The organism is Nocardioides panaciterrulae, assembly GCF_013409645.1.
In the GTDB taxonomy this organism is placed as follows: domain Bacteria; phylum Actinomycetota; class Actinomycetes; order Propionibacteriales; family Nocardioidaceae; genus Nocardioides; species Nocardioides panaciterrulae.
Map to the genome: position 1 here is coordinate 1,237,003 of NZ_JACCBG010000001.1, position 23,167 is coordinate 1,260,169.

Annotated in this window: 21 protein-coding genes and 1 riboswitch; of the genes, 13 read left to right on the top strand and 8 right to left on the bottom strand. The window is 70.6% G+C overall.

Going from position 1 to position 23,167, the window contains the following annotated elements; all coding sequences use genetic code 11:
- Positions 1-7: 7 nt before the first annotated feature.
- The gene (gene cobN / locus BJZ21_RS05810) at positions 8-3,619 is read right to left on the bottom strand and encodes a cobaltochelatase subunit CobN (RefSeq protein ID WP_179662880.1); all 3,612 of its coding nucleotides are present in this window, start codon (positions 3,617-3,619) and stop codon (positions 8-10) included.
- Between the two features lie 38 nt (positions 3,620-3,657).
- A riboswitch (cobalamin riboswitch) is annotated at positions 3,658-3,766 on the bottom strand.
- A gap of 17 nt (positions 3,767-3,783) precedes the next feature.
- On the opposite strand from cobN, the gene BJZ21_RS05815 reads away from it, so the two are divergent.
- From BJZ21_RS05815 to BJZ21_RS05825, 3 genes are all read left to right on the top strand, one after another.
- The gene (locus tag BJZ21_RS05815; RefSeq protein ID WP_179662881.1) at positions 3,784-4,362 is read left to right on the top strand and encodes a histidine phosphatase family protein; all 579 of its coding nucleotides are present in this window, start codon (positions 3,784-3,786) and stop codon (positions 4,360-4,362) included.
- A gap of 5 nt (positions 4,363-4,367) precedes the next feature.
- On the top strand, positions 4,368-5,120 hold the full coding sequence (cobA, locus tag BJZ21_RS05820; RefSeq protein ID WP_246298457.1) for a uroporphyrinogen-III C-methyltransferase: 753 nt from the start codon (positions 4,368-4,370) through the stop codon (positions 5,118-5,120).
- 988 nt (positions 5,121-6,108) lie between these two features.
- Positions 6,109-6,525 carry a hypothetical protein gene (locus BJZ21_RS05825; RefSeq protein WP_179662883.1) on the top strand — a complete coding sequence of 139 codons (417 nt, stop codon included), beginning with the start codon at positions 6,109-6,111 and terminating at the stop codon, positions 6,523-6,525.
- 224 nt (positions 6,526-6,749) lie between these two features.
- Here the strand turns inward: BJZ21_RS05825 and BJZ21_RS05830 are convergent, their stop codons facing one another.
- A complete protein-coding gene (locus BJZ21_RS05830; protein WP_179662884.1) occupies positions 6,750-7,469 on the bottom strand; it encodes a hypothetical protein in 720 nt (239 codons plus the stop codon).
- Positions 7,470-7,629: 160 nt separating this feature from the next.
- On the opposite strand from BJZ21_RS05830, the gene BJZ21_RS21670 reads away from it, so the two are divergent.
- Both BJZ21_RS21670 and BJZ21_RS05840 read left to right on the top strand, forming a co-directional pair.
- Entirely contained in the window at positions 7,630-8,799 is a 1,170-nt protein-coding gene (locus BJZ21_RS21670; RefSeq protein WP_179662885.1) for a histidine kinase, read from the top strand.
- On the top strand, positions 8,796-9,449 hold the full coding sequence (locus BJZ21_RS05840) for a response regulator (RefSeq protein ID WP_179662886.1): 654 nt from the start codon (positions 8,796-8,798) through the stop codon (positions 9,447-9,449). The genes BJZ21_RS21670 and BJZ21_RS05840 overlap by 4 nt, the downstream gene beginning before the upstream one ends.
- A 22-nt stretch (positions 9,450-9,471) precedes the next feature.
- Here the strand turns inward: BJZ21_RS05840 and BJZ21_RS20830 are convergent, their stop codons facing one another.
- Positions 9,472-10,392 (bottom strand): LysR substrate-binding domain-containing protein, encoded by a 921-nt coding sequence (locus BJZ21_RS20830; protein WP_179662887.1) that lies wholly within the window; start codon positions 10,390-10,392, stop codon positions 9,472-9,474.
- A gap of 83 nt (positions 10,393-10,475) precedes the next feature.
- Between BJZ21_RS20830 and BJZ21_RS05850 the strand changes: the two genes are divergently transcribed.
- The 5 genes from BJZ21_RS05850 (at position 10,476) to BJZ21_RS05870 (ending at position 14,668) form a co-directional block, all read left to right on the top strand.
- A complete protein-coding gene (locus BJZ21_RS05850; protein WP_179662888.1) occupies positions 10,476-11,267 on the top strand; it encodes an amino acid ABC transporter ATP-binding protein in 792 nt (263 codons plus the stop codon).
- A gap of 53 nt (positions 11,268-11,320) precedes the next feature.
- Positions 11,321-12,286 (top strand): glutamate ABC transporter substrate-binding protein, encoded by a 966-nt coding sequence (locus BJZ21_RS05855; protein WP_179662889.1) that lies wholly within the window; start codon positions 11,321-11,323, stop codon positions 12,284-12,286.
- 49 nt (positions 12,287-12,335) lie between these two features.
- Positions 12,336-12,980: an amino acid ABC transporter permease gene (locus tag BJZ21_RS05860; RefSeq protein ID WP_179662890.1), complete on the top strand. Its 645-nt coding sequence runs from the start codon at positions 12,336-12,338 to the stop codon at positions 12,978-12,980.
- A complete protein-coding gene (locus BJZ21_RS05865) occupies positions 12,977-13,849 on the top strand; it encodes an amino acid ABC transporter permease (protein WP_179662891.1) in 873 nt (290 codons plus the stop codon). Before BJZ21_RS05860 ends, BJZ21_RS05865 begins: the two co-directional genes overlap by 4 nt.
- 69 nt (positions 13,850-13,918) lie before the next feature.
- Positions 13,919-14,668, top strand: coding sequence for a class II glutamine amidotransferase (locus BJZ21_RS05870; RefSeq protein WP_179662892.1), 750 nt, complete (start codon positions 13,919-13,921; stop codon positions 14,666-14,668).
- Positions 14,669-14,708: 40 nt separating this feature from the next.
- On the opposite strand, the gene BJZ21_RS21675 is transcribed toward BJZ21_RS05870, so the two are convergent.
- The 3 genes from BJZ21_RS21675 to folE all read right to left on the bottom strand — a co-directional run bounded on the left by BJZ21_RS21675 (position 14,709) and on the right by folE (position 19,372).
- Positions 14,709-17,390 carry an Ig-like domain repeat protein gene (locus BJZ21_RS21675; RefSeq protein ID WP_179662893.1) on the bottom strand — a complete coding sequence of 894 codons (2,682 nt, stop codon included), beginning with the start codon at positions 17,388-17,390 and terminating at the stop codon, positions 14,709-14,711.
- A 186-nt stretch (positions 17,391-17,576) separates the two neighbouring features.
- Positions 17,577-18,743, bottom strand: coding sequence for an NAD(P)/FAD-dependent oxidoreductase (locus BJZ21_RS05880; protein ID WP_179662894.1), 1,167 nt, complete (start codon positions 18,741-18,743; stop codon positions 17,577-17,579).
- Positions 18,740-19,372 carry a GTP cyclohydrolase I FolE gene (folE, locus tag BJZ21_RS05885; RefSeq protein WP_179662895.1) on the bottom strand — a complete coding sequence of 211 codons (633 nt, stop codon included), beginning with the start codon at positions 19,370-19,372 and terminating at the stop codon, positions 18,740-18,742. Before folE ends, BJZ21_RS05880 begins: the two co-directional genes overlap by 4 nt.
- A 155-nt stretch (positions 19,373-19,527) precedes the next feature.
- Here folE and BJZ21_RS05890 point away from each other — a divergent pair, with 155 nt between their 5' ends.
- Complete coding sequence (locus tag BJZ21_RS05890; RefSeq protein WP_179662896.1) at positions 19,528-20,205, top strand: helix-turn-helix transcriptional regulator; 678 nt, start codon at positions 19,528-19,530, stop codon at positions 20,203-20,205.
- A gap of 106 nt (positions 20,206-20,311) precedes the next feature.
- On the opposite strand, the gene BJZ21_RS05895 is transcribed toward BJZ21_RS05890, so the two are convergent.
- Together BJZ21_RS05895 and BJZ21_RS05900 are read right to left on the bottom strand one after the other, a co-directional pair.
- Positions 20,312-21,001, bottom strand: a complete 690-nt coding sequence (locus BJZ21_RS05895; protein WP_343051978.1) for a helix-turn-helix transcriptional regulator — start codon at positions 20,999-21,001, stop codon at positions 20,312-20,314.
- A 105-nt stretch (positions 21,002-21,106) separates the two neighbouring features.
- Positions 21,107-21,673 carry a hypothetical protein gene (locus BJZ21_RS05900; RefSeq protein ID WP_179662897.1) on the bottom strand — a complete coding sequence of 189 codons (567 nt, stop codon included), beginning with the start codon at positions 21,671-21,673 and terminating at the stop codon, positions 21,107-21,109.
- A 171-nt stretch (positions 21,674-21,844) separates the two neighbouring features.
- Between BJZ21_RS05900 and BJZ21_RS05905 the strand changes: the two genes are divergently transcribed.
- Entirely contained in the window at positions 21,845-22,315 is a 471-nt protein-coding gene (locus tag BJZ21_RS05905; protein ID WP_179662898.1) for a hemerythrin domain-containing protein, read from the top strand.
- A 159-nt stretch (positions 22,316-22,474) separates the two neighbouring features.
- Positions 22,475-23,155, top strand: a complete 681-nt coding sequence (locus tag BJZ21_RS05910; protein WP_179662899.1) for a DUF6629 family protein — start codon at positions 22,475-22,477, stop codon at positions 23,153-23,155.
- Positions 23,156-23,167: the final 12 nt, after the last annotated feature.

Below are 23,167 nucleotides of genomic sequence, written 5' to 3' on the forward strand. Positions count from 1 at the left end.
CGGGCGTTCACTCGCGGTCTTCGAGGTCACCCTCGACCTCGAGGTAGACCTGCTGCATCGCGGCCAGGGTGTCGGCGTCGGGCTCGGCCCACAGTCCGCGCTCGGCGGCCTCGTGAAGTCGCTCGACAATGCCGCGCAGTGCCCACGGGTTCGACTTGCGCAGGAACTCCTGGTTCCGCTCGTTGAGGACGTACTCCTGAGCGAGCTTGTCGTACATCCAGTCGTGTACCACCCCGGCGGTGGCGTCGAAGCCGAAGAGGTAGTCGACGGTGGCGGCCAGCTCGAAGGCGCCCTTGTAGCCGTGCCGCTGCATGGCGGCGATCCAGCGCGGGTTGACCACCCGAGCCCGGAAGACGCGGGCGGTCTCCTCCGACAGGGTGCGGGTGCGGATCGCGTCCGGCGAGGTGGAGTCGCCGACGTACGCCTTCGGATCGGCACCGGTCAGCGCGCGGACCGTGGCGACCATGCCGCCGTGGTACTGGAAGTAGTCGTCGGAGTCCGCGATGTCGTGCTCGGCGGAGTCGACGTTCTTGGCGGCGACCTTGATGCGGCGGTAGTTGGCGCGCATGTCGTCGGCGGCCGGGGCACCGTCGAGGTCGCGGCCGTAGGCGAAGCCGCCCCAGGCGGTGTAGACCTCGGCGAGGTCGTTGTCGTCGCGCCAGGTGCCGGACTCGATGACCTGCAGGATGCCGGCGCCGTACGACCCGGGCTTGGACCCGAAGATGCGGGTCCTCGCGCGGCGGGCGTCGCCGTGCTCGGCCAGGTCGGTGGCGAAGTGGGCGCGCACGTAGTTCGCCTCGGCCGGCTCGTCGAGTTCGGCCACCATCCGCACCGAGTCGTCGAGCATCGCCACGACGTGGGGGAACGCGTCGCGGAAGAAGCCCGAGATCCGGACGGTGACGTCGATGCGCGGGCGGCCGAGCTCCTCGAGCGGGACGACGACCAGCTCGCGGACCCGACGGGACTCGGCGTCCCACTCCGGACGCACCCCGAGCAGCGCCAGCACCTCGGCGACGTCGTCCCCGGAGGTCCGCATGGCGCTGGTGCCCCACACCGACAGTCCGACCGACGTGGGATAGGTGCCGGTCTCGTCGAGGTACTTCTGCACCAGTGAGTCGGCCATCGCCTGGCCGGTCTGCCAGGCCAGCCTGCTGGGGACGGCCCGCGGGTCGACGGTGTAGAAGTTGCGGCCCGTCGGCAGCACGTTCACCAGGCCACGCAGGGGAGAGCCGGAGGGCCCGGCCGGCACGAACCCGCCAGCGAGCGCGTGGAGGACCGCGTCGAGCTCGCCGGTTGTCCCGGCCAGGCGGGGGACGACCTGCTCGGCCGCGAACCTCAGCACCTGCTGGACCTCCGGCGCGTCATGCAGCGTGGTCGCGACCGTCGGGTCCCAGTCAGCCGCCTCCATTGCCTCGACCAGCGTCCGGGCCCGCGCCTCCGTCTCGTCGACGGCCCGGAGATCGGCGCCATCCTTGAGGCCGAGCGCGGCCCGCAGGCCGGGGACCGCGTTGTCGACGCCGCCCCACACCTGCGCGGCGCGCAGGATGGAGAGCACCAGGTTGACCCGGGCCTCGCCGGTCGGCGCCGCGCCCAGGACGTGGAGGCCGTCGCGGATCTGGGCGTCCTTGATCTCGCACAGCCAACCGTCGACGTGGAGCAGGAAGTCGTCGAACTCCTCGTCGTCGGGGCGTTCCTCCAGGCCGAGGTCACGGTGCAGTTGGGCGGCGTGCATGAGCTGCCAAATCTCACCCCGGATGGCCGCCAGCTTGGCGGGGTCCATCGCTGAGATCTTGTCGTACTCCTCGAGCAGGCCCTCGAGTCGTGCGATGTCGCCGTAGGACTCCGCGCGCGCCATGGGCGGCACGAGGTGGTCGACGATCGTGGCGTGCGCGCGTCGCTTGGCCTGCGCCCCCTCGCCGGGGTCGTTGACCAGGAACGGGTAGATCAGCGGCAGGTTCGCGATGGCGGCGTCGGGGCCGCAGGCGGCGGACAGTGCGGCGTTCTTGCCGGGCAGCCACTCCATCGAGCCGTGCTTGCCCAGGTGCACCACCGCGTGTGCCCCGAAGCCCCCGGCCTGGACATCCGCCCCGAGCCAGCGGTAGGCCGCGAGGTAGTGGTGGCTGGGCGCAAGGTCGGGGTCGTGGTAGATCGCGACCGGGTTCTCGCCGAAGCCGCGCGGAGGCTGGATCAGGATCACGACGTTGCCGGCCTGCAGGGTGGCGAGAACGATCTCGCCGTCATCGTTCACGAACAGGCCGCCCGGTGACTCGCCCCACGCCTCGACCATGGCGTCACGCAGAGACACCGGAAGGTCGGCCGACCAGGCGTCGTACGCCGCCTTGCCGATGCGCACGTGCGCGTCGGTGAGGTGTGCGTTGGTGAGCCACTCCTCGTCCTGCCCACCGGCGGCGATGAGGGCATGGATCAGCGCGTCGCCGGCCTCGGTGTCGTCGGGCAGGTCGAGGAGCGGCAGCACCGGGTTGTCGGTGCCGAGGTCGTAGCCGTCCTCACGCAGGCGGCGCAGCAGCCGGATGGCCGAGACCGGCGTGTCGAGGCCGACCGCGTTGCCGATCCGCGCGTGCTTCGTGGGATAGGCGCTGAGCATCAGCGCGATCCGCTTCTCGCCGGTGGGCACCCGGCGCAGGACGGCGTGTGCGACCGCGATGCCGGCGACGCGGTCGCAGCGCTCGGGGTCGGCGACGTAGGACGGGAGACCCTCGGCGTCGATCTCCTTGAACGAGAACGGCGCGGTCGTGATCCGGCCGTCGAACTCGGGGATGGCGATCTGGCTGGCGTAGTCGAGCGGGCTGATCCCGTCGTCCGAGGCCTCCCACTCGTCGCGGCTGTTGGTCAGGCACAAGCCCTGTAGCACCGGGATGTCGAGGGCTGCCATCCGCTCCACGTCCCACGCTTCGTCGTCGCCGCCGGCACTGGCCGTGGCCGGGGCGCTACCGCCTGCCGCGAGCACCGTCACGACGAGGGCGTCGAGCGTCCCGAGCGCCTCGTAGAGGTCATCGGGCGCCGAGCGGAGCGACCCGGCGAAGATCGGGACGCCGACCGCTCGGCCGGTCGCGTCGATCGCGTCGGCGAGGGCGTGCGCGAACGCGTTGTTGCCGCTGGCCTCGTGCGCGCGGTAGTAGAGCACGCCCACGCGAGGCAGGTCGCCATCGTGGCCGGACGGCCGGTCGGCGTACCCCCACGCCGGGATCGCCACGGGCGGCTCGAACCCCTCGCCGGTCAGCAGCACGGTGTCGGAGAGGAACGCGTGCAATTGGGCGAGGTTGGCCGGACCGCCCTCGGCCAGGTAGCGGTGTGCTTCGGCGGCCGTCCCCATCGGCACGGTGGAGAGCTCCATCAGCTCGGCGTTCGGCTGCTGCTCGCCGCCCAGGATCACCAGCGGGGTGCCGGCCTCGCGCACGGCGGCGAGGCCGGGCCACAGGTCGTGAGGCGATCCGAGCAGGCGCACGACGACGAGGTTCGCGCCGGTGGCGAGTGCCGTGAGCTCGGCGTCGGTGCTGCGGGCAGGGTTCCCCCAGACATAGCCGGCGACACTGGCGCGAGCAGACAGCAGGTCCGTGTCGGAAGTCGACAACAGTGCGATGCGGGTAGGCGCAGCCATGGGCCGTTTTCCTCCTCCGGGGTTCTCGCCCCGTCAATCGGTCGGATCAGCCCATGGCCAGTGTCTGGCTGCGTCTTGTCGACGTCACAGTGGCGGAACCGCCCCGGAATCTCACCGGGTTCCTGCACCACGAGCAGTCCGCAGCCTACGGGAGAATCACCCCCATGCCTCACCCGGTCTATCTCGTCCGCCACGGCCAGTCGCAGTGGAACGTCCGCCGCCTGACCCAGGGACAGACCCCTCATCCGCCGCTGACCGATCTCGGGCGCTCGCAGTCGGCCGCAGCGGCAGAGCTGATCGCAGAAGACCTCAAGGACGTGGGACTGGCCGCTGACCGTCTCGTCAGCAGCGACCTGACCCGCGCGGCGGAGACCGCCGCGGTCATCGGCCGCCGGCTGCAGCTGACTCCGGAGTCGGACCCCCGCCTGCGCGAGCAACATCTGGGTGACCTGGAGGGCCGAACGTACGAGGAGACCTGGGCCGCAGCGGAGGCCTTCGACTGGTCGGACCCAACGCAGCCGATCGCGGGTGGCGAGTCGCTCATGGACGTGTACGACCGCATGGGTGCTGTGCTCAGCGACCTCGACCGCGGCTACGTATCCGTCCTCGTGTCGCACGGGGACGCGATACGGTCCGCCGTCGCGTACCTCCAAGGCATGAAGCCACACGAAGCACCGTGGGTCGACGTCCCCAACGGCGCCGTGGCCCGCATCGGCGACCACCTCACCTGGCTTGGACAATGACGCTCATGCCTGACCAAGCCCTTTGCCTTGACCCAGCCTCCTTCGCCGGAGTCACACTCGTCGGCGCCGGCCCAGGCGACCCGGACCTCATCACGATCGCCGGCCTCAAGGCGCTGCTCGGCGCGGATGTCGTCGTGACCGATCGGCTGGTGCCTCATGAGTTGCTTGCGGGGCTCGCTCCAGATGTGGAGCTCATCGACGTCGCCAAGTTCCCGCGCAGCCGGTTCACCGCCCAAAAAGACATCAACGCCGTCCTGCTCGACCGGGCACGAGCCGGAAAGAGGGTCGTCCGCCTCAAGGGAGGCGACAGCCACGTCTTCGGACGAGGGTTCGAGGAGGTGCTTCACCTGCAACAAGCCGGGGTCCCGGTCCGTGTCATCCCCGGCCTCTCCTCGTCCATCTCCGTACCAGCGCTGGCGGGAATCCCCGTCACACACCGAGGTGTCGTCCACGACTTCACCGTCGTCTCAGGACACGTACCGCCCCGCCACCCTGACAGCCTCGTCAACTGGGACGCCCTGGCCGCATCAAGAGGCACGATCGTTCTGATGATGGCCGTCCACAACGCCGCTGTGATCGCCCAGACCCTCATCGATGGCGGACGCCACACCGGTCAGCCCGCGGCCATCGTCGTGGACGGATCAATGGCGAGCGAACGCGTCATCCGCACGACCTTGAGTCAACTCGGGGAGTCGATCGACAACGAAGAGGTACAGCCGCCGGCGATCATTGTGGTCGGTGACGTAGCCGCGCTCTGACGTGCCCCTCATGTTCCTCGGGCAAGGGATGCCTACTCCGGAGCCGCCACACCCGGGGAAGTGCCACCCGTGACGGTTTCGGTCGGCCTCGCGCTGCTCGCCGCGGTGCCGTTGGCGCCTGACACGGTGCTGGTCTTCACAGTGCACCACGGGGACGAACACGGGCAGGAGGCCCGGTCGATCGTGCACGTCGCCGCGACGGCCACGGGCCGTCGGCCTCTGCGCCCTGGGAGTCTCGGCTCTCCCCTCGCCCGCTGAGGGTGCCGGGGTGACGCTTTCGCTGGGCGGCTCATTCTGGCCTGGTCGCCCGTGGCGCGCACGTGGGCGATCCGGGGACTCGTCGCTTGAGCACTGACGCTGGATGCGGGCCTTCTCTACCTCGTGTGGGGGCTGGCTTGAACCGTGGGTGAGGAGCTCGCGCCTTTGGGCGTTGCGAAACATCTGCTCGACCTTGGGCAGCTGGTTGCCCAGCATCGTGGCGATGGATAGACGCGGGTAGTGAGCCTGGCTCTCCGAACCCACTTGCGATTCGAGTCATGCCGCGCTTATGTACCGAAAACGCCAGCGCAAGCCCTCTATTACGAGCAGACAGCATCAAGACGGTGCAGGGTCGGGCCGCTGGCTTGTGCGCGTCTGCGCAGGTCAGAGCACACGCCGGCAAGTGTGGTCAAACAAGCCCGTTGCGAGACGAGCACGCGCTGGAGGTCCAGAGGTCGCAGGTTCAAATCCTGCCCCCGCTACAAAGTTCAGGCCCGGAATCTACGGATTCCGGGCCTGAAAGCATTTACGAACATGATCGAACCTGCGGATGTTCGATGTTGTCGAGTGCCAAACTGCCGAGGGTGGACCTGGACAGCCTCAACGACCTGGCGACGTCGCTCCCAGATGTCCGACGCACGTCCGCGGGCGGTCTCGCTCGCTGGCAATACGAGGGCCGACTGGTCGCGCCTGAACTGGACGCTACCTCTACCGTGGATGGGACTCGGGCATGACCAAGATGGTGGTTCTGGCGTTTGTCTCGCTGTTGACAGTTGGATGCGCCTCGCATTCGGAGGGCAAGTCGTCAGGCGCTGACGGAAGCGGCGCTTCTCTGGCATCAGCGCAGTGCGCGGATGTGCTCACGGTGCGAGGTGACAGATGGGGTGCTTTCACCATGTCGAAGCGCCTGCATCGTCCTCTGGTCGGGCCGGCGCTCAAGGGCCAGCCCGTCAGTTGCGACGACGGGGCCGGTGACCCGATCGATGAGGGTCAGGTCACCCTGCGGCACATCCGTGGAATCTCAGCGCATCAGGCTCTCTTCCGCGTGGGGCAGGGGTACGAAGACGTGATCTACGTTCCCGGTGACGGAACGGAGAAGCTCGGCGACCTGCCCCGCACGGTGCAGTTGCTGATCACGAAGGGCTGAGGTCCGGCCTGGCCAGGGTGGCACCTGACGTTGGGCTCCCGCCCTGCTCGTTCGGTGTCATCCTGGCGCTGCTGGAGGCGCTCGACGGCCGAGTGGTCCCGGTGGCGCTGCTGTGCTCCATCGGCGTGACCGGCGCCGGTGGCTCCTCCCGAGACCTGCTGAACCCCGGCTATGTCACCGATCGACTCGCGGGACAAGCTTCACTGTCACCCTTGTTGCCGAACCTAGGCCGTCGTGAGGTCGTACGTCGACGTGTCGTCTGCGCCGCGGGGGCGGGCGACCCGAGGCCGGGCGCGCCAGGTCACGACGCCGGTCCACACCATCCAGATCCACATGATCAGTGCCGCGGCGCTGATCGCCTGGACGGCCTGGGCGAACCGCGGCGCCTCCAGGGCGAGACCCATCACGGTGAAGAGGAGGCCGGCGACCAGGCCCAGCCCGGACAGCGCGCGGGCGAAGAGACCGGAGCACCACATGGCGACGCCGGCACAGAGCAGGGAGACGCCAATGGGTCCGTAGACGGTCAGGTTCGTCTGGAACGCGACCGCGTCCAGGGCCCGGGTGGTGGCGAGCGAGCCACCGTGCGCGAGGCTCCAGGAGGCGCCGGCCGAGACGGCGTACACCACCACTTCGAGGGCGACGCTGACCGCCATGGCGGCCACGGCGACGTCCATCAGCCGGTGCGGACGCTCGGACTCGGCGAGGGCGGATCGGAGCCCCACCATGAGCAGCACCCGGCCGAGCTCGACGACCGCGAACCAGCCGGCCGCCCAGCCCAGGGCGTCGGCGTGGCCGGCATACCCGGCGAGGACGTCGTGGGCACTGGCCGTCGCCCCGAGGGGTACGCCGACGCCGGCGCCGATGATGGCCACCCACTCGAGCAGATAGAGGACGGCACCGACGAGCACGAGCCGGTTGCCGACGAGCGCGGTACGACGGGACATGGGAACTCCTTGGTTGGCCGAGGGGATGGTCGTGGCCAGCGTGTGCCGGACTCCGGTCCCGCACATCAGGCCGTCGACCGGCCCACGTCATCTCCGGGGATGAGGACGGTCCATCCCGAAGTGGAGGCGGCGGTGCGGGTGCGGCCCTAGCATCAGCAACGTGACCACCCGGTTGGGTCTCCCGCAGGGCCGGCCGCTGCTGCTCGACGGCGCGGTGGCGCTGGTGGTCGCCGCGCTCACGGTCGACCGGGTGTTGATCGGGTGGGACACCACGACCGACATCGCCGGGAGCCCGGCCTGGACCGTGCCGCTCCTGCTGGTGCCCGCCGCGGCGCTGCTGTGGCGACGGACTCGGCCGGTGGCCTGCGTGGTGGGGGCGACGGCACCGTTCGCGCTGCACGCGGCCCTCACCGGGCACGGCGCCGAGGGCCTGCTCGCGGTGGTTCCCGTCAACGTCGCGCTCTACTCGCTGGGCGCCTACGGCTCGTGGCGCCAGCTGGTCGTCGGCACGCTCGCGACCACGGGCCTGGTGGCCGTGCACGACCTCAACGACCCGGGCATCTCCAGTGACGGCCAGCTGTCCGTCATGGCCTACCTGTTCTGGCAGCTGGTGCTGGTCGCGACCGTGCTTCTCGGTGTCGCGGTCGGCGCCGTACGCCGCGCCCGGCGCTCGCGGGTGACCGAGGCCGAGGCGGAGGCGAGGCGCCGGGAGGCGGTCGCCTCGGAGCGCGCCAAGATCGCGCGCGAGCTGCACGACGTCGTCACGCACAACGTCAACGTCGTGGTGATGCAGGCGATGGCCGCCAACGGGGTGCTGGACAGCGATCCCACCCGGGTGCGGGCGCCGCTGGAGGCCATCGAGAGCAGCGGCCGGGAGGCGCTCGCGGAGATGCGCCGGATGCTCGGCGTACTGCGCGAGGAGGACGACGCGCTGCTCACCCCGCAGCCCGGGGTCGGCGACATCCCGCGCCTGGCCGAGTCCCTGCGCGGCGCCGGCCTGCAGGTCTCCTGCCAGGTCGACGAGGCCGTCGGCGAGCTGCCGGACGGCATGGGCATGGTGCTCTTCAGGATCGCCCAGGAGGCGTTGACCAACGCGATGAAGCACGCCCGCGGCGCCGCCGCCGAGGTCGCGGTACGGCGTACTCCGTCGGCCGTCGAGCTGGAGGTGGTGAACGGCCCGGGCCTGCCGGAGCCAGCGCAGTCGGGTGCGGGGCACGGACTCGTCGGCATGACTGAGCGGGCGGCGCTGTTCGGCGGCCGGGTGGAGACCGGACCGACCGTGCTCGGCGGTTTCCGGGTGTGCGCGATGCTGCCGCTGGAGCCGGCGTGACCACGGTTGTGATCGCCGACGACCAAGCGCTCGTACGCGACGGGCTGCGGCTGATCCTCGACGTGGAGGACGGCATCGAGGTCGTCGGCGAGGCCAGCAACGGTCGCGAGGCCGTACGCGTCGCCGCCGAACTCGCCCCCCACGTCGTGCTGATGGACGTGCGGATGCCGATGCTCGACGGCCTGGCCGCGACCCGGGAGATCGTCGCCTCGTGGTCGGCCACGCGCGTGCTGATGCTGACGACGTACGACGAGGACGCCTACCTCTACGAAGCGATCCGCGCCGGCGCCAGCGGGTTCCTGCTCAAGGACTCCCGCCGGGAGCAGCTGGTCGGCGCCATCCGGACCGTGGCCGCGGGCGACGCGGTGCTGCACCCCGAGCTCACGCGCCGGCTGCTGGACCGGTTCGGCCGCGGACCGGCCCCCCACGGCGTCCCCGAACGACTGAGATGTCTCACCGACCGCGAACGCCAGGTCCTCGAGCAAGTGGCCCGCGGCGCGACCAACGCCGAGATCAGCGCCGCCCTGTTCCTCTCCGAGGCCACGGTGAAGACGCACCTGGCGCACCTGACCCGAAAACTGGACCTCCGCGACCGGGTCCACGCCGTGGTCACCGCCTACGAGTGCGGGCTCGTGCACCCGGGCGAGTAGGAGGCGGCGACGTGACGCCGCACTAGCGACGTCGCAGAGCCGCGCCGGCAGCGCTGAGGTGGTCGACCATCGCCCGAACCGGCTCGACGCGGAGGAGGTCCGGCCAGGCCTCGACACCGATGTGCCGCTGCGGCCAACCGACCAGGCTGCGCGACACGACGCGCGGGTCACGGTGGGCGCGCAACGCGAGGTCCGGGACCCAGGCGACCCCGAATCCGGAAGCGACCAGCGCCTGCATGGCCACGTAGTCGTCGGCCATCCTCACGACCTTGGGCGTGAAGCCGGCTGCGGCTGCGGCCCTGCGGAGGCGGTCCTCGAAGTTCGGGCTGGCCAGCAGGAAGGTGGCCTCCGCGAGCTGGGCGAGGTCCACCAGGCGGTGGGAGGCGGCGGGGTCGTCCAGCGGCACGATCAGGTGCATGTCCTCCACGAGCACCTCACGCTGGTGCAGCCCGGCCCCGCCCTCGCCGTCCGGCACCCGTTCCGGGGCGTCGGAGAAGCGGTAGCTCAACGCGACCTCGACGTCACCCCGGCGGACCAGGGCCCGGGCTTCGGGGGGTTCGGCCTGCACCAGCTGGATCTCGATGTTCGGGAACGCCCGCCGCATCCCGGCCATCGCCGCCGGCACGACCGTCGCGCACGAGGACGGGAAGGCCGCCAACCGCACGACGCTGGTGCCGGAGCTGGTCAACGCCGCGAGGTCGCTCTCCGCGGCGCGGATCGCGGCCAGGATCCGCTGGCTGTGCATGAGCAGGCTGGTGCCGGCCGGCGTGAGCCTCATGGTGCGGCCCATCCGGACCGTCAACGGGGTGCCGACGGCCTTCTCGAGGGCCTTCATCTGATAGCTGATCGCCGGCTGGGTGAACCCTAGCGACCGCCCGGCCGCCGAGTAGGAACCGGTGTGGGCGACTTCTTGGAGGAGGCGGAGCTGTTGGGGGTCGAGCACCCGGCATCATAAACAGATCGATGGTGTCCCCTCTGAGATCTCTATTGGCCTTTGGGGCCCTCGAGGTCCTACCTTCGGCTGTCATGACCGACCTGCCCGCCTCGTCCTCCACCGTGGTGCCGCCCTCCGCCCGTGAGGGTGCACCCCTGGTCCGGCTCTCCGGCGTCGGCAAGTCGTTCGGCGGCTTCCAGGCGCTGCGCGACGTCGACCTCGACATCGCCCGCGGCGAGGTCGTCGTCGTGGTGGGCGCCTCGGGCTCGGGCAAGTCCACGCTCTGCCGGTGCATCAACCGGCTCGAGACGGTGACGACCGGGACCATCACCATCGACGGACAGCCGCTGCCCGACGAGGGCAAGGCCCTGGCGGCACTCCGCTCCGACGTCGGCATGGTCTTCCAGTCCTTCAACCTCTTCGGGCACCGGACCGTCCTGCAGAACATCATGCTCGGGCCGCTGAAGGTGCGGCGACAGAGCAAGGAGGCGGCTCTCGCGGAGGCCCGCGCGCTGCTGCGGCGGGTGGGCGTCGAGAACAAGGAGGACAGCTACCCCAGTGAGCTGTCCGGCGGCCAGCAGCAGCGGGTGGCGATCGCGCGGGCGCTGGCGATGCGGCCGAAGGTGATGCTCTTCGACGAGCCGACCTCGGCCCTCGACCCGGAGATGATCAGCGAGGTCCTCGATGTGATGACCGAGCTGGCCCGCGACGGCATGACGATGCTCGTCGTCACCCACGAGATGGGTTTCGCCCGGCAGGCCGCCGACCGCGTGATCTTCATGGACGCCGGGCAGATCGCCGAGGAGGCGACTCCCGACGAGTTCTTCAGCAACCCCCGGACCGAACGGGCCCGCGACTTCTTGTCCAAGATCCTGGCGCACTGACGCGCCGACCCCGCTTCACCCCAACCAGCGCTCCACCCCACTCAGGAGGAAGAATGGCCCTGCTTATCTCGGGACGCGGACGACGGGCGGTTGCTCTCGCCACCGTCGCCGCCGCCTCGATCACGGTCCTGGCCGCGTGCGGCAACTCGTCGGACGCCCCCTCGATCGACGGCATCGGCGCCAAGGCGGGCGCGTCGTACGACAAGATCATCACCTCGGCACCGGTCGCCAGCGCCGCTGACGTGGACCAGAACGCGTGGGCGAAGAAGATCAAGGCCCAGGGCTATCTGAAGGTGGGCGGCACCGACTCGGGCCCGCTGTTCTCGATCAAGGACATCAACACGGGCGAGCTGACCGGCTTCGACGCCGGGCTCTCCCAGATGCTGGCGCACTACATCACCGGCAAGGACGACGTGAAGGCGCTCACCCAGCTGACCATCACCTCGGTCGACACCCGCGAGACGATGCTGCAGAACAACACCGTGGACGCGGTGTTCGCGACCTACTCGATCACCCCCGAGCGCGCCCAGAAGGTCGACTTCGCCGGCCCGTACTACCAGTCCGGTGACGCGATCATGGTGCAGAAGGACAACACCTCGATCAAGGGCGTCGACGACCTCAACGGCAAGACCGTGGCGACCGAGAGCAGCTCCACTGCGGCCCTCGCCGTCAAGAAGCTCGCGCCGAAGGCCAAGGTGCTGCTCTTCAAGGAGGACCAGCAGTGCGTCGCGGCCGTCCAGCAGGGGCGCGCCGACGCCTACGTGCTGGACCAGGGCATCCTGCTCGGCGACGCGCTCAGCAACGACTCCGTCAAGCTCGTCGGTGGAGACCCCTTCACCGTCGACCCCTACGGCGTCGGACTCAACAAGGACACCGACGCCAAGCCCTTCGTCAACGCGTTCCTGAAGAAGATCTACGCCAGCGGCGACTGGGCCAAGCTCTGGAAGGCCACGATCGGCACGGTCGTGAGCGGCGACGCGCCGAAGCCGCCGACGATCGGGTCGGTCCCCGGCTCCTGACCGACACATCCCACCCGCACATCCTCTCGGACGGAGACGGCGCACTGCCATGCACGTGATCATCGACAACATCGGCTTCCTGCTTCAGGGAGTCGTGGTGACCATCGAGCTGACGGTGCTCGGCTACGTCGGCGCCCTGCTGCTGGGCACGATGTTCGCGGTGTTCCGGGTCGGGCCGATCACCCCGCTGCGGGTGATCGGCTCGATCTACGTCGAGTTCTTCCGCAACATCCCGCTGCTGGCCCTGCTGGTGCTGGTCATCTTCGGGCTCCCCGACGCGGGCGTCACGATCCCGCTCTTCGCCTCCGCCGCGGTGTGCCTGGCCCTGTCGGGCTCGGCCTTCGTGTGCGAGGCGATGCGCGGCGGGATCAACTCGGTCTCGGTCGGCCAGGCGGAGGCCGCCCGGGCGATCGGGCTGTCCTTCAACCAGGTGCTCGGCCACGTCATCTTGCCGCAGGCCTTCCGCGCGATGGTGCAGCCGTTGGTGAACGTCTTCATCGGGGTGCTGCTCAGCTCGGCGCTCGCCGCCGCGGTCGGGGTGCCCGAGCTGACCAACCGGACCCAGCAGCTCAACCTGCAGTACGCCGAGGCCGTCGTCTGCTTCCTGTTCGCCGGCGCCGTCTACCTGCTGGTCGCGCTGAGCGCCGGAGCGGTCGGGGGCCGGCTCGAGCGAAGGCTGGCGATCAAGCGATGAGCACCGCGAACCGCGTCCTCTTCGACGCCCCGGGTCCCCGCGCCCAGCGCCGGATCGTCATGTTCACCATCGCCTCCGTGCTGGCGGCACTGCTCCTGATCGGCCTGGCCCTGGCCGCGCTCGCGGGCCACGGCCAGCTGGAGGCGTACCGCTGGCAGGCGTTCACGACCGGGCCGTACCTGCGGGTGCTGTGGGCGGGACTGGAGGGCACCCTCAAGGCGACCGCGATAAGCGCACTGCTGGCCTTCCCCCTGGGAGCGCTGCTCGCGCTGATGCGGCTCTCGCCCCGGGGCCCGCTGCGGTGGCTCGCGACCGGCTACATCGAGCTGTTCCGCTCGATCCCCCTGCTGCTGCTGATCTACGTCTTCCTCCTGGCCCTGCCTCGCTACAACATCAACCTGCCGATCTTCTGGAAGCTCGTGGTCCCCATCGTGATGGTCTGCTCGGCCGTCATCGCCGAGGTCTTCCGGGCCGGCGTCAGGGCGCTCGACCGCGGTCAGAGCGAGGCGGCGCAGGCGATCGGGCTCACCTACTGGCAGTCGCTGCGCCTGGTGATCCTGCCGCAGGCGATCCGGCTGGTGCTGCCGACCCTGATCGCGCAGCTCGTCACGCTGCTCAAGGAGAGCACACTCGGCTATGCCGTCAGCTACCCCGAGCTGATGAAGCAGGCCGACTTCCTCACCGCGCGGACCCACCTGCTCTTCCAGACCTACGTGATCATCGCCCTGGTCTACGTGGCCATCAACTACCTGCTCGGACAGCTCGCCGGCCTGGTCGACCGGCGGCTCGGCCGGCGACCCGCCACCGGCGGGCGGCGCCCGAGCCAGCTCGACCCCACGTCCCAAGCCGGCCTGGCCCCCACGGCCTGACCCGACCCGCACCACCCCGGACCGGCGAACGGCCCGGGCCTTTGGACGACAGACAAGGACATCGAACGCATGTGCCGCCTGCTCGGCGTGGTCTCGCACGCCCCGGCCCCGCTCACCGAAACCCTCGCGACCGACCTGACGCCGTTCGCGGCGCTGTCCTCGATCCACTGCGACGGGTGGGGCATGTCCTACTGGAACCAGGACGACGACCTCGTCGTGGCCAAGTCGCCCGAGGCGGCGCAGGGCAGCGAGGACTTCTGGTCCGCGGCCAAGCAGGCCGACACCGACGCCGCCATCCTGCACCTGCGCAAGGCCTCGGCGGGGATGGATCCGAACCCGGCGAACACCCACCCGTTCGTCGCCGGCGGCGCGGCGTTCGCGCACAACGGCTTCTTCACCCCGCTGTCGGCCGCCGACCGCCTGCTCGAGGAGTGCGGCGCCCGGACGCCGGAGGGCGACACCGACAGCGAGCGCTACTTCAACCTCGTGCTGGCCGCCATGCGCGACGTCGGGCCCGTCGACGCGCTGCAGACCGTGGCCCGCAGGATCACCGCGGCCAGCGACCACCTGGTGTCGCTGAACGCCCTGCTGCTGACCCAGCGGTCCTTGTTCGCCTTCGCCTTCTGGGACGAGTCGGTCCCGCCCAGCCCCGAGGCCGGGACAGCGACCTACGAGCTGATGTTCCGGGTCACCGCCGACGCGGTCACGGTGGCCTCGGACGGCTGGGAGCCCGAGGGCCCGCGCTGGGAGCGGATCTACAACGGCATGGTGCTCGAGGTCAGCCGCGAGGACCTGCGCGTGACGGTCCATCGCGGCTGAGCCGGGCAACAGCCTCCACCGAGCCGGTCGCCGGCGGCGCTCACAGCTCCCGGCGGAGACGGAGCAGCGCAGCGGCCTGGTCGACGGTGAGCCTCTTGCCGGTCTGCGCGCGCACTTCATTGTCGAAGGACGTGTAGGACCGGTGGTGCAGCTTGGTGCACAGGGAGTTCGCGGTGCCCTTGTCGGTCCACGAACCGATCAGGTCACACATCGTCCCGGCGTCGACCACGACCGTGAAGCTGGTGGACCCGTGCCCGATGTTCCCTGCGTTGTCGGTGGCCGAGGCGGTCAGGGTCTGGGGGCCGCCAGGGAGCAGGTACGCCGGGCTGTCCACCGAGGTGCAGCTGTCGCTGGCGACGCGCGAGACGAGGTCGGTGGCGGAGCAGGTGATGTGGACGGTGTCGGTCAGGGCGTAGCCGCCCGTGTTGCCGGCGTAGTCGACGGTGGGGGGAGTGGCATCGCGATGCACCGTCTGGTCGACGGTCGTGGTGCCCCCGGCAGAGGTCGCCCGGCAGGTGATGGTCGTGGCCACGGTGTCCGCGTCCACCACGGTCGCACCACAGCCGACGCTGGCGTCGACGTCGCTCTCCGGATCGGTGACCGACCAGGTCACGGTGGCGTCCCCGACGTACCAACCGTTCAGACCGACCGGACCGGCGGTCGTGGGGGTGACCACCGGGGGCGTCGGGTCGAGCACCGTGACGACCACCTCGTCGGTGGAGGTGAACTGGCCGTCGTCGACGGTGAGCGTGATGTGGTGGGTGCCGGCACCGAGCGGGACGGTTGCGGTGACGCCGGTGGCCAGGGTCACGTTCCGCTCGCGCCAGGTGTAGGTCAGCGCGTTCGGCTCCCCGTCGTCGGTCGGACCGGCGCCATCGAGCCGGGCCCGCAGCGTCGGAGCTCCGGCGAGTTTCAGGTCCTGGTCGGGGCCCGCGTCGGCGACCGGAGGCTGGGCCGGGTCGACGCCGATCGTCGTGCTGCCGCTCGAGCCTTCGGCTTGCGGACTGCCACTGAACGTGGCCTGGATGCTGTGGGAGCCGGCAGCCTCGAACGAGGTCGTGCACGTCGCGCGGCCGTCGGTGGTCGACACCGGTCGGGCCGCGCAACCGGCCACCGGGTGCCCGTCATCGGTGAAGGTCACGGTGCCCGCGCTGGGAGCAGGGGCGACCGTGGCGGTCAGGGTGACCGCCACGCCGACCATGGTCGAGGTCGGCGGAGTCAGCGTCGTCGTGCTGGCGTGGCGTGGCGTCACCGCCGGACTGTCCTGGGAGGGCGCCGACGACCCGGCGGCGTTCTCGGCCGTGACGGTGAAGACATAGAGGTCACCGTCGGTCAGGCCGTCGACCGTGATCGGGCTGCTCGTGCCGTGCGCCACCTGACCGCCCTCGGCCGGCGTGGTCAGGTCGACGGCGGTGACGGTGTAGCCGGTCACGGGGCTGCCGCCGTCCGCTGCAGGTGCTGAGAAGCTCACGCGCGCCTGGCCTGCTCCTGGCGCCGCTGTCACCGAGGTCGGCGCCTCCGGCGGCCCGATCACGGTCAGGGTCACCGCGTGGCTGCCGTAGTCGATGCGCAGGTCGACACCGTCGATCGGCAGCTCGGATCCGTCGGGCATGTTCGTGAAAGCAGCCTGGATCGGGGTCGCGGTGGCCGGTGATTCCACGATCGTGAACGTGCTTCCGACCGCGGGGAGGAACCCGTCGGCGAGGTGCACCGTCAAGTGGCCCGCCAACGCGGTGCTGCCCTGGCTGATCACCCTGCCGCTCGTCCCGTCGGGGCCCAGCGTCACGCGGAGGTCGTCGCTCGCCGCGGTCATGGCGATGCTGTGGGTGCTCAACGTCCCCCGGCCGTCGGTGCCGGGCCGGATCGTCTGCATCCCGGCGATGCCGCGGACGTCGCCGGTGCGTCCGTTGCCGGCCAGGGTCCCGTTGCCGGTGAACGTGACTTCTCCCGCCACCCCGTCCACCCTCAGGGTCGCGTCCCCTTCGACAACGGTCGGGCTCTCCACTGTCGCGCTCCCCGCGATGGTGGTGGTGCCGCCCCCGAACACGTGTGTGGTGCCGGGCCCCCCGACCCGAGCCTGGAGGAGGGAGTCTCCGGGCAGTCCCAGCCGGTGTCCGTCGAGCCCGACGTCGTTGAGCCCGACAGTCCCGCCTCCGACCGAGGCCAGGGTCGAGTCCGCGTCCAGGGCGACCGGGCCGCCGTACCACTGGCCGCCCGCGGTGGTGACATCCGCTGCGAGCGAGGTGGGGGTGGGAGCACCGATGGTCACGGAGGTCGGCGGCGCCACCGACCCGATGCTCCCTGCGAACCTCACGCCTCGGACTGCGTTCACGCTCAGTGCGTGGCTGCCGTCGACCGTGCCGGCGAAGTCGACGCTCCCTTGCGTCGACACCGCGACATCCGCCTCGAGCAGCGCGGCCCCGTGAAGGTCGAGCCTGTGCGGGCCGTCGGCCATGATCGACGTGGCGAGGGACACCGTGGCGGAGTCCAGGACCACATCGGAATCCTGAAGCCGCTGGTCGAGGTCGGCGATGCTCAGCTCGCCTCGGGTGCCGTCGGTGACCGTGACCACCGTGCTGCCCGACGTCGAGCCGGAGAACGTCACGTTGGTGCTGGACGAGGCGGCGGTGATCCTCAGGACCCCCGCGCTCGACGCCGCGGCTGGGGACGCGAGCAGCCCCACCGGGACCGCGGCCATGGACAGGACCGCGACCGCAGCCACCGCTCGAACTCTCAGCATCGACGTGCTCCATCCGGTCGTCCGACGACTCTGGGCACGAAGGTGCGCACACGTCCGCAATGCCTGGCGACAGTCCCGACGACACGATAGGCCCGGGCCCCGCCGGTGTCCGCGGAACGCCCGCACCGCATAGGGGACGGGGGAGTCCCGTCGGGGGCGCGGGTCCCGCTAGGGACGCGCGGTGGTCTCCTGGGCCTGGCTACGAGGCGAGCCCACGACCTGCCGGATCGAGTCCATGGCGTCCCAGTCGTTGAGGTGCATGCCGGCGACGACCCGGTCGTTCCTGACCCAGAAGGCGGTGAGGATGCGCCGTTCGCGGTCTCCCCGGACGACGACCTCGTCATAGCCGTCCGGTCCGACGTGGCCGACGTACTCCATGCCGAGGTCGTACTGGTCGGTGAAGAAGTAGGGCAGGCGGTCGTATGGCTGGTCGTCGCCGAGCATCGCGCGGGCGGCGTGCTTGCCCTGCTCGATGGCGTTGTCCCAGTGCTCGACGCGCAGCCGGCCGAGCGTCGGGTGGTCGTGGTTGGCGACGTCGCCGGCCGCGTAGACGTGCGGGTCGAGGGTGCGCAGCCGCGCGTCGACCAGCACCCCGTTGCCGGTGGCCAGCCCGGCGCGGGCGGCGAGGGTGTCGCGAGGCGTGGCGCCGATCCCGGCGACGACGACGTCGGGGTTGAGGCGAGTGCCGTCGGACAGCGTGACCGTGGATCCGTCCGCCTCGACCACGGAGGTCTCGAGGCGCAGGTCGACGCCGTGTTCGCGATGCAGGTCGGCGAACAGCGCCGCGAGCTCGACCCCGAGCACCGCGAGCAGCGGGAGTGCGGCGGTGTCGAGCACCGTCACGTCGGCCCCGGCCCGGCGCGCTGCCGCGGCGACCTCGAGGCCGATCCAGCCGGCACCGACGATCAGCACGCGACCGGCGAGGTGGCTCTTCAGGGCCGTGGCGTCGTCGAGGGTGCGGAGGCAGAGCACGGGCACCTCGAGCGCGTCCAAGATCGGCAGGCGCCGCGGCTCGGCGCCGGTGGCCAGGAGGAGTCGGTCGTAGGCGATGGGGTGATCGCCGACGTGGACCCTTCCGCGGTCGAGGTCGAGTGCCGTGACCGACGTACCGACGCGGAGGTCGACCTGCTGGTCGGCGTACCACTCCTGGTCGTGGACGAAGATCGACTGCACCTCTTCGGTGCCGAGGAGCAGGCCCTTGGACAGGGGAGGCCGCTCGTAGGGCAGGTGACGCTCCTCGCCGAGGAGCGTGATGTCGCCGGGGTAGCCCTGCTCGCGCAGCTCCTGGACGGCGTGGGCGCCGGCCAGGCCGCCGCCGACCACCACGATGTTCATGGCTTGCTCCGGGTCAGCTCGAGGAACTCCGCGCGGCTCCGCTGATCGTCGCGGAGCTGCCCGAACAGGGTGGAGGTGGTGGTGCGAGCGCCGACGGCGCGTGCCCCGCGCAGGCTCATGCAGGTGTGCTCGGCTTCGATCACCACGCCGACGCCCTTGGGTTGCAGGCTTCGCTGGAGGTGGTCGGCGATGCGTTTGGTGAGCCGCTCCTGGGTCTGGGGCTGCCGGGCGTGGAAGTCGACCATGCGGGCGAACTTCGACAACCCCAGGATCCGGCCGCCCGGCAGGTAGCCCACGTGGGCGACGCCGACGAACGGCAGCATGTGGTGCTCGCACAGTGACTGCACCGGGAGGTCTTGGACCAGGACGAGCTCGTCGTACTCCTCCTCGTTGGGGAAGGTGGTGAGCTCGAAGTCTGCTGCCGTGGTCATCTCGATCAGCGCCTGCGCCATGCGTCGCGGGGTGTCAGCCAGGTGCTCGTCGGTGAGGTCCAGCCCCAGCGCGGTGAGCAGGGCGGCGGCTGCCTGCTCAGCCGCCTCGGGATCGGCCTCCGGCCGCGCATGCGTGATGCGCGGCCGCCACGGCGCAGGCTCGGGCCACGCGGTGGGGATGACCGCAGCCGTGCTCACGCCGTCGCCTCGCGGAGCTCGTCGGGCCCGGAGGCGATCGGGGAGGTGTGGGTCGGGGTGGCAGTCATGGGCTCTCCCGGTTCTAAAAGGTAACTTCCTTGAAACTAGACCGCTGGATCTGTTGTGTCAAGAAGATTGTGTTTTAGAGTGGAGGCATGGACCTGGCATCGCAGGCGGCCGGCATCGGCGCCCTCGCCGACGACACGCGTCGCGCGCTCTACGAGTACGTCGTGGCGCAGCCGGAGCCGGTCGGCCGCGAGCGGGCCGCCGCGGCCCTGGACATCGCCCAGCACAACGTGAACTTCCACCTCGACCGGCTCGTGTCCGAGGGTCTGCTCGCGGTGGAGTACCGCCGGCTCAGCGGCAAGTCCGGTCCGGGCGCCGGACGCCCGAGCAAGCTCTACCGGCGGGCCGACCGCGAGTTCGCCGTCTCGCTGCCGCCGAGGCGCTACGACCTGGTCGGCGACATCCTCGCCGCCGCGGTCACCCGCAGCGCCGAGGGCATGCCGCTGGAGGACGCGCTCCACGAGGTCGCCTTCGCGGAGGGGCGCGACGTCGGCGGAGCCGCGAGCGGGGTCGACGCCGCGCAGCCGCTGGCGGCGATGGCACAGGTGTTGGCGAGCCAGGGCTACGAGCCGCACGTCGAGGCCGACGTCGTGGTGCTGAGCAACTGCCCGTTCGACACGCTCGCCAAGAAGCACACCCGGCTCGTGTGCGGGCTCAACCGGGACTTCGTCCAGGGAGTGGCCGACGGCCTGGGGTGCGAGCGGGTCGCGGCCTGTCTGGAGCCCGAGCCCGGCCAGTGCTGCGTCAAGGCGCGCAGAGAGGGCTGACCGTCACCAGGATCGGTCGGCACCGCGGGGCCACCTTGTAGAAACATGGGTCATCGGATGTACGGCGATCGATCCTCGTCGTCATGAGGGTGCGGTCGTGGCGCGGTCACTCCGGTCGGCCCGCGGCCCGCGTGGTTGCGAGGCGGGCGAGGCACGCGTGGGGGGTGGCGAAGGGCTCCAGCGAGGTCGTCGCCAGGGGCGCGTCGAGCTCGTCCAGCGCGCCCTGCATGAGACCCAGATGGATCGCGCACACGACGTCGGGGTGTTGCTTCGCGACCTCCCGGAACGGGCAATGGCGCAGCCGCACCTCCGCGCCCCCCTCCGTCGCCTGGGTCTCGGGCTGGAACCCGACCGCGTCCAGCATTCGATCGAGCCGGGACAGGGCTTCCTCGGCGTCGACACGCTCGGAGGGCGCGGCGCGCTCGACCAGGTGCCTGCCCCAGGCCTTGCCGAGCTCGACGGTCGCGGTGTCGGCGCCCTCCAGGGAGGAGACGAAGCCGGTGAGCATCTGCGCCAACAGCTCGTAGCTGCGCGGACCCGGCGACAGGCCCTCGGAGGAGTAGAGGATCCTCGGCCGCCCGGGCGTCTCGCGCGGCTCGGTCGTCCGGACGGCCAGGCCGTCGTCCACGAGGCCGTCCAGGTGGAAGCGGGCGGTGTTCACGTGGAGGTCCATGGCCTCCGCGACCTCGGCCACTGACAGCGGCTGGTCGGTGTCGCGCAGCAGGGCGAGCGCCGCCGCTCGCCGGCTGCCCGGGGGGAACTGCGGTGCGGGATCCGCCAGCCTCGCGCTCGTCACGCAAGGATTGTCACATGCCGGGTTGTCAATAACAATCGGCGAGCGAGCGGACCGGCGCCAAGGCTTCGGGCTCGAGATGACCGGCTTCGTCGCGTCCGTGCGCCCTCAGGCTGCCTGGACTGGCGACGTGGGCCCCGCGGCCTTCGGCGGGTCGGCCGCGGCCTGCCGTGCCGGCGGCTCGGTGCGGGGCTGCTCGGGTGGGTCCCCGGTCGTTGACCCGACCCCGGCGGGCGCGGTCAGCAGCTCCTCGAGGTCCAGCCCGTAGGTGGGCAGCGCTCCGGGAGCGCGAGACCGACCGTGTTGGAGATCGCCGATGTCGGGGCCGGACATGCCGGTGTCGATGGCGCGCACGCTGCCGATCTGAAGCAGGCCCGGCTCGTCCTGCTCGGCGAAGAGATGGATCTGACGGGCGACGTCAAGGCTCGAGAGGCGGTGTCGCCACAGCGCCCACTCGCGGTAGGAGTGTTGCCTGGCCGTGGCGGTCGCCTGACGCAGCAGCGCGTCCGCCTCGTCGAACGCGCGCCTGACTCTTGCGTGCGCTTCGCGGTGGTCTCGAAGCGGTGAGCGCGCTGCGACCACGCGTGCCAGCTCCGCACGGGCGTCGTCGAGGGCGGTCAGTGCCTCGTCGATCTGGTCAACCAACAACGTGGACACGGCTGGCGGTCGTCTCATGGTCGCGCTCCTGACGGAGAATTGAAACTAGTTAGTTCATGTATAACATCGCCGCATCGGCTGGGCAACCAGCCCATCGGCTCGTTGCTGAGACGACCTGGTCGTTCATTGACACGAACATAATTGTCACAATAAGGTGAGATCCCTTGCTCTGGAGATCAGGAAACGCCCATGACCGCTACAGTCCGCCTCCCGTCCGCCACGCTCAGGGCCGCGACGGCCCACCACGACGAGCTCCTGGAACAGTTGACCGAGCGGGTCGAAGCGTTGCTCGATGCGGTCAGGTCCGGCTCGGCCCCGGGGCCGTCCCGGAGTGCACTTCTCGGTTTCCTGCGAGCCGAGCTCGTGCCGCATCTCCGGATCGAGGCCGACTTGCTCTACCGGGCCGTGCGTACCGACAAGACCGCCCTGCTGGCGCGAGCGATGCAGGACGAGCATCGGGTGATCGCCGCATCGATCCATCAGGTGGAACAAGCCGTCACCAGCGTGGACGCCGCCATCGCGGCGGGCGCCCTGGTGGCCCTGTGCCAGGTGCGCATCGCGCAGGAGAACACCCACCTGCTCCCCGCCCTCGAGTCAGCAGGACTCGAGCTGTCCGACCTGCTCGGAAGTCGACCGGAACTCGTCGGATCCACCGGCTGAGGAGATCGCAGACCCCGGCCGGTGGGCGCGAACCGCGCCCGGCAACGCCTCCGCCGGAGGTCGGTGACCGCTCCCTGGCCGCGACTGAGATGCTGAACCGCAGCGGGTGGCGTCGGGCCGCCCGCTGCTGTGCGCGCGAGGTGTGAGGGGGATCGGTCCGTGTGTTTCTCGGTTCAGGCCGACCTGGTGGCCGGGGCGGCGCTCGTCCCGGTGGGAGTCCTGTCGCTGCGTGAGGTGAAGCGGCTCGATGAGCTGCCGTTCGCCGCGCTGCCGTTGCTGTTCGCGCTCCACCAGCTCGTGGAGGCGGTGGTGTGGGCGGGTATCGACGGGGACGTCGGCGCCGGCTGGGCGCATGCCGCCGCTCTGGTCTATCTCGGCTACGCGCTGGTGGTGCTCCCGACCCTCGTGCCGCTGTCGCTCCTGCTGTTGGAGCCGCGCCGCGGGCGCTTGAGGATCTCGCCGTTCGTCCTGCTCGGCCTGGTGGTCTCGGTCGCGCTGCTGCTCGGGTTGCTCGCGCAACCCGTGGGAGTGGCCCCCCATCCCCACGCCGTGGAGTACCAGACGGGCGTGACCCACGGGCTGTGGTGGGCAGTGCTCTATGTCGTGGCGGTCATCGGCCCCGCCCTGCTCTCGGGCTACCGCTCGATCGTGGTCTTCGGAGTGCTGAACCTGGTGGGCCTGGTGGGTGCGGCGGTGTTGTACCAGAGCGTGTTCGCCTCCCTGTGGTGCGTGTACGCCGCGCTCGTGTCGGTGCTGGTGCTCGTGCACATGATCCGGCGGCGCAGGCTCCGCGATCCTGAACGGCTGGGCGAGACCGCGTGGCCGGCAGCCCGGGCCTGAACCGGCCTCCGA

Coding starts and splice junctions, on each gene's coding strand:
- BJZ21_RS05890 (WP_179662896.1), top strand. CDS start 19,528: ATGGACCTGGCATCGCAGGCGGCCGGCATCGGCGCCCTCGCCGACGAC.
- BJZ21_RS05870 (WP_179662892.1), top strand. CDS start 13,919: ATGTGCCGCCTGCTCGGCGTGGTCTCGCACGCCCCGGCCCCGCTCACC.
- cobN (WP_179662880.1), bottom strand. CDS start 3,619: ATGGCTGCGCCTACCCGCATCGCACTGTTGTCGACTTCCGACACGGAC.
- BJZ21_RS05880 (WP_179662894.1), bottom strand. CDS start 18,743: ATGAACATCGTGGTGGTCGGCGGCGGCCTGGCCGGCGCCCACGCCGTC.
- BJZ21_RS05865 (WP_179662891.1), top strand. CDS start 12,977: ATGAGCACCGCGAACCGCGTCCTCTTCGACGCCCCGGGTCCCCGCGCC.
- BJZ21_RS05855 (WP_179662889.1), top strand. CDS start 11,321: ATGGCCCTGCTTATCTCGGGACGCGGACGACGGGCGGTTGCTCTCGCC.
- BJZ21_RS05830 (WP_179662884.1), bottom strand. CDS start 7,469: ATGTCCCGTCGTACCGCGCTCGTCGGCAACCGGCTCGTGCTCGTCGGT.
- BJZ21_RS05850 (WP_179662888.1), top strand. CDS start 10,476: ATGACCGACCTGCCCGCCTCGTCCTCCACCGTGGTGCCGCCCTCCGCC.
- BJZ21_RS05860 (WP_179662890.1), top strand. CDS start 12,336: ATGCACGTGATCATCGACAACATCGGCTTCCTGCTTCAGGGAGTCGTG.
- cobA (WP_246298457.1), top strand. CDS start 4,368: ATGCCTGACCAAGCCCTTTGCCTTGACCCAGCCTCCTTCGCCGGAGTC.
- BJZ21_RS05825 (WP_179662883.1), top strand. CDS start 6,109: ATGACCAAGATGGTGGTTCTGGCGTTTGTCTCGCTGTTGACAGTTGGA.
- BJZ21_RS05900 (WP_179662897.1), bottom strand. CDS start 21,673: ATGAGACGACCGCCAGCCGTGTCCACGTTGTTGGTTGACCAGATCGAC.
- BJZ21_RS05815 (WP_179662881.1), top strand. CDS start 3,784: ATGCCTCACCCGGTCTATCTCGTCCGCCACGGCCAGTCGCAGTGGAAC.
- BJZ21_RS05905 (WP_179662898.1), top strand. CDS start 21,845: ATGACCGCTACAGTCCGCCTCCCGTCCGCCACGCTCAGGGCCGCGACG.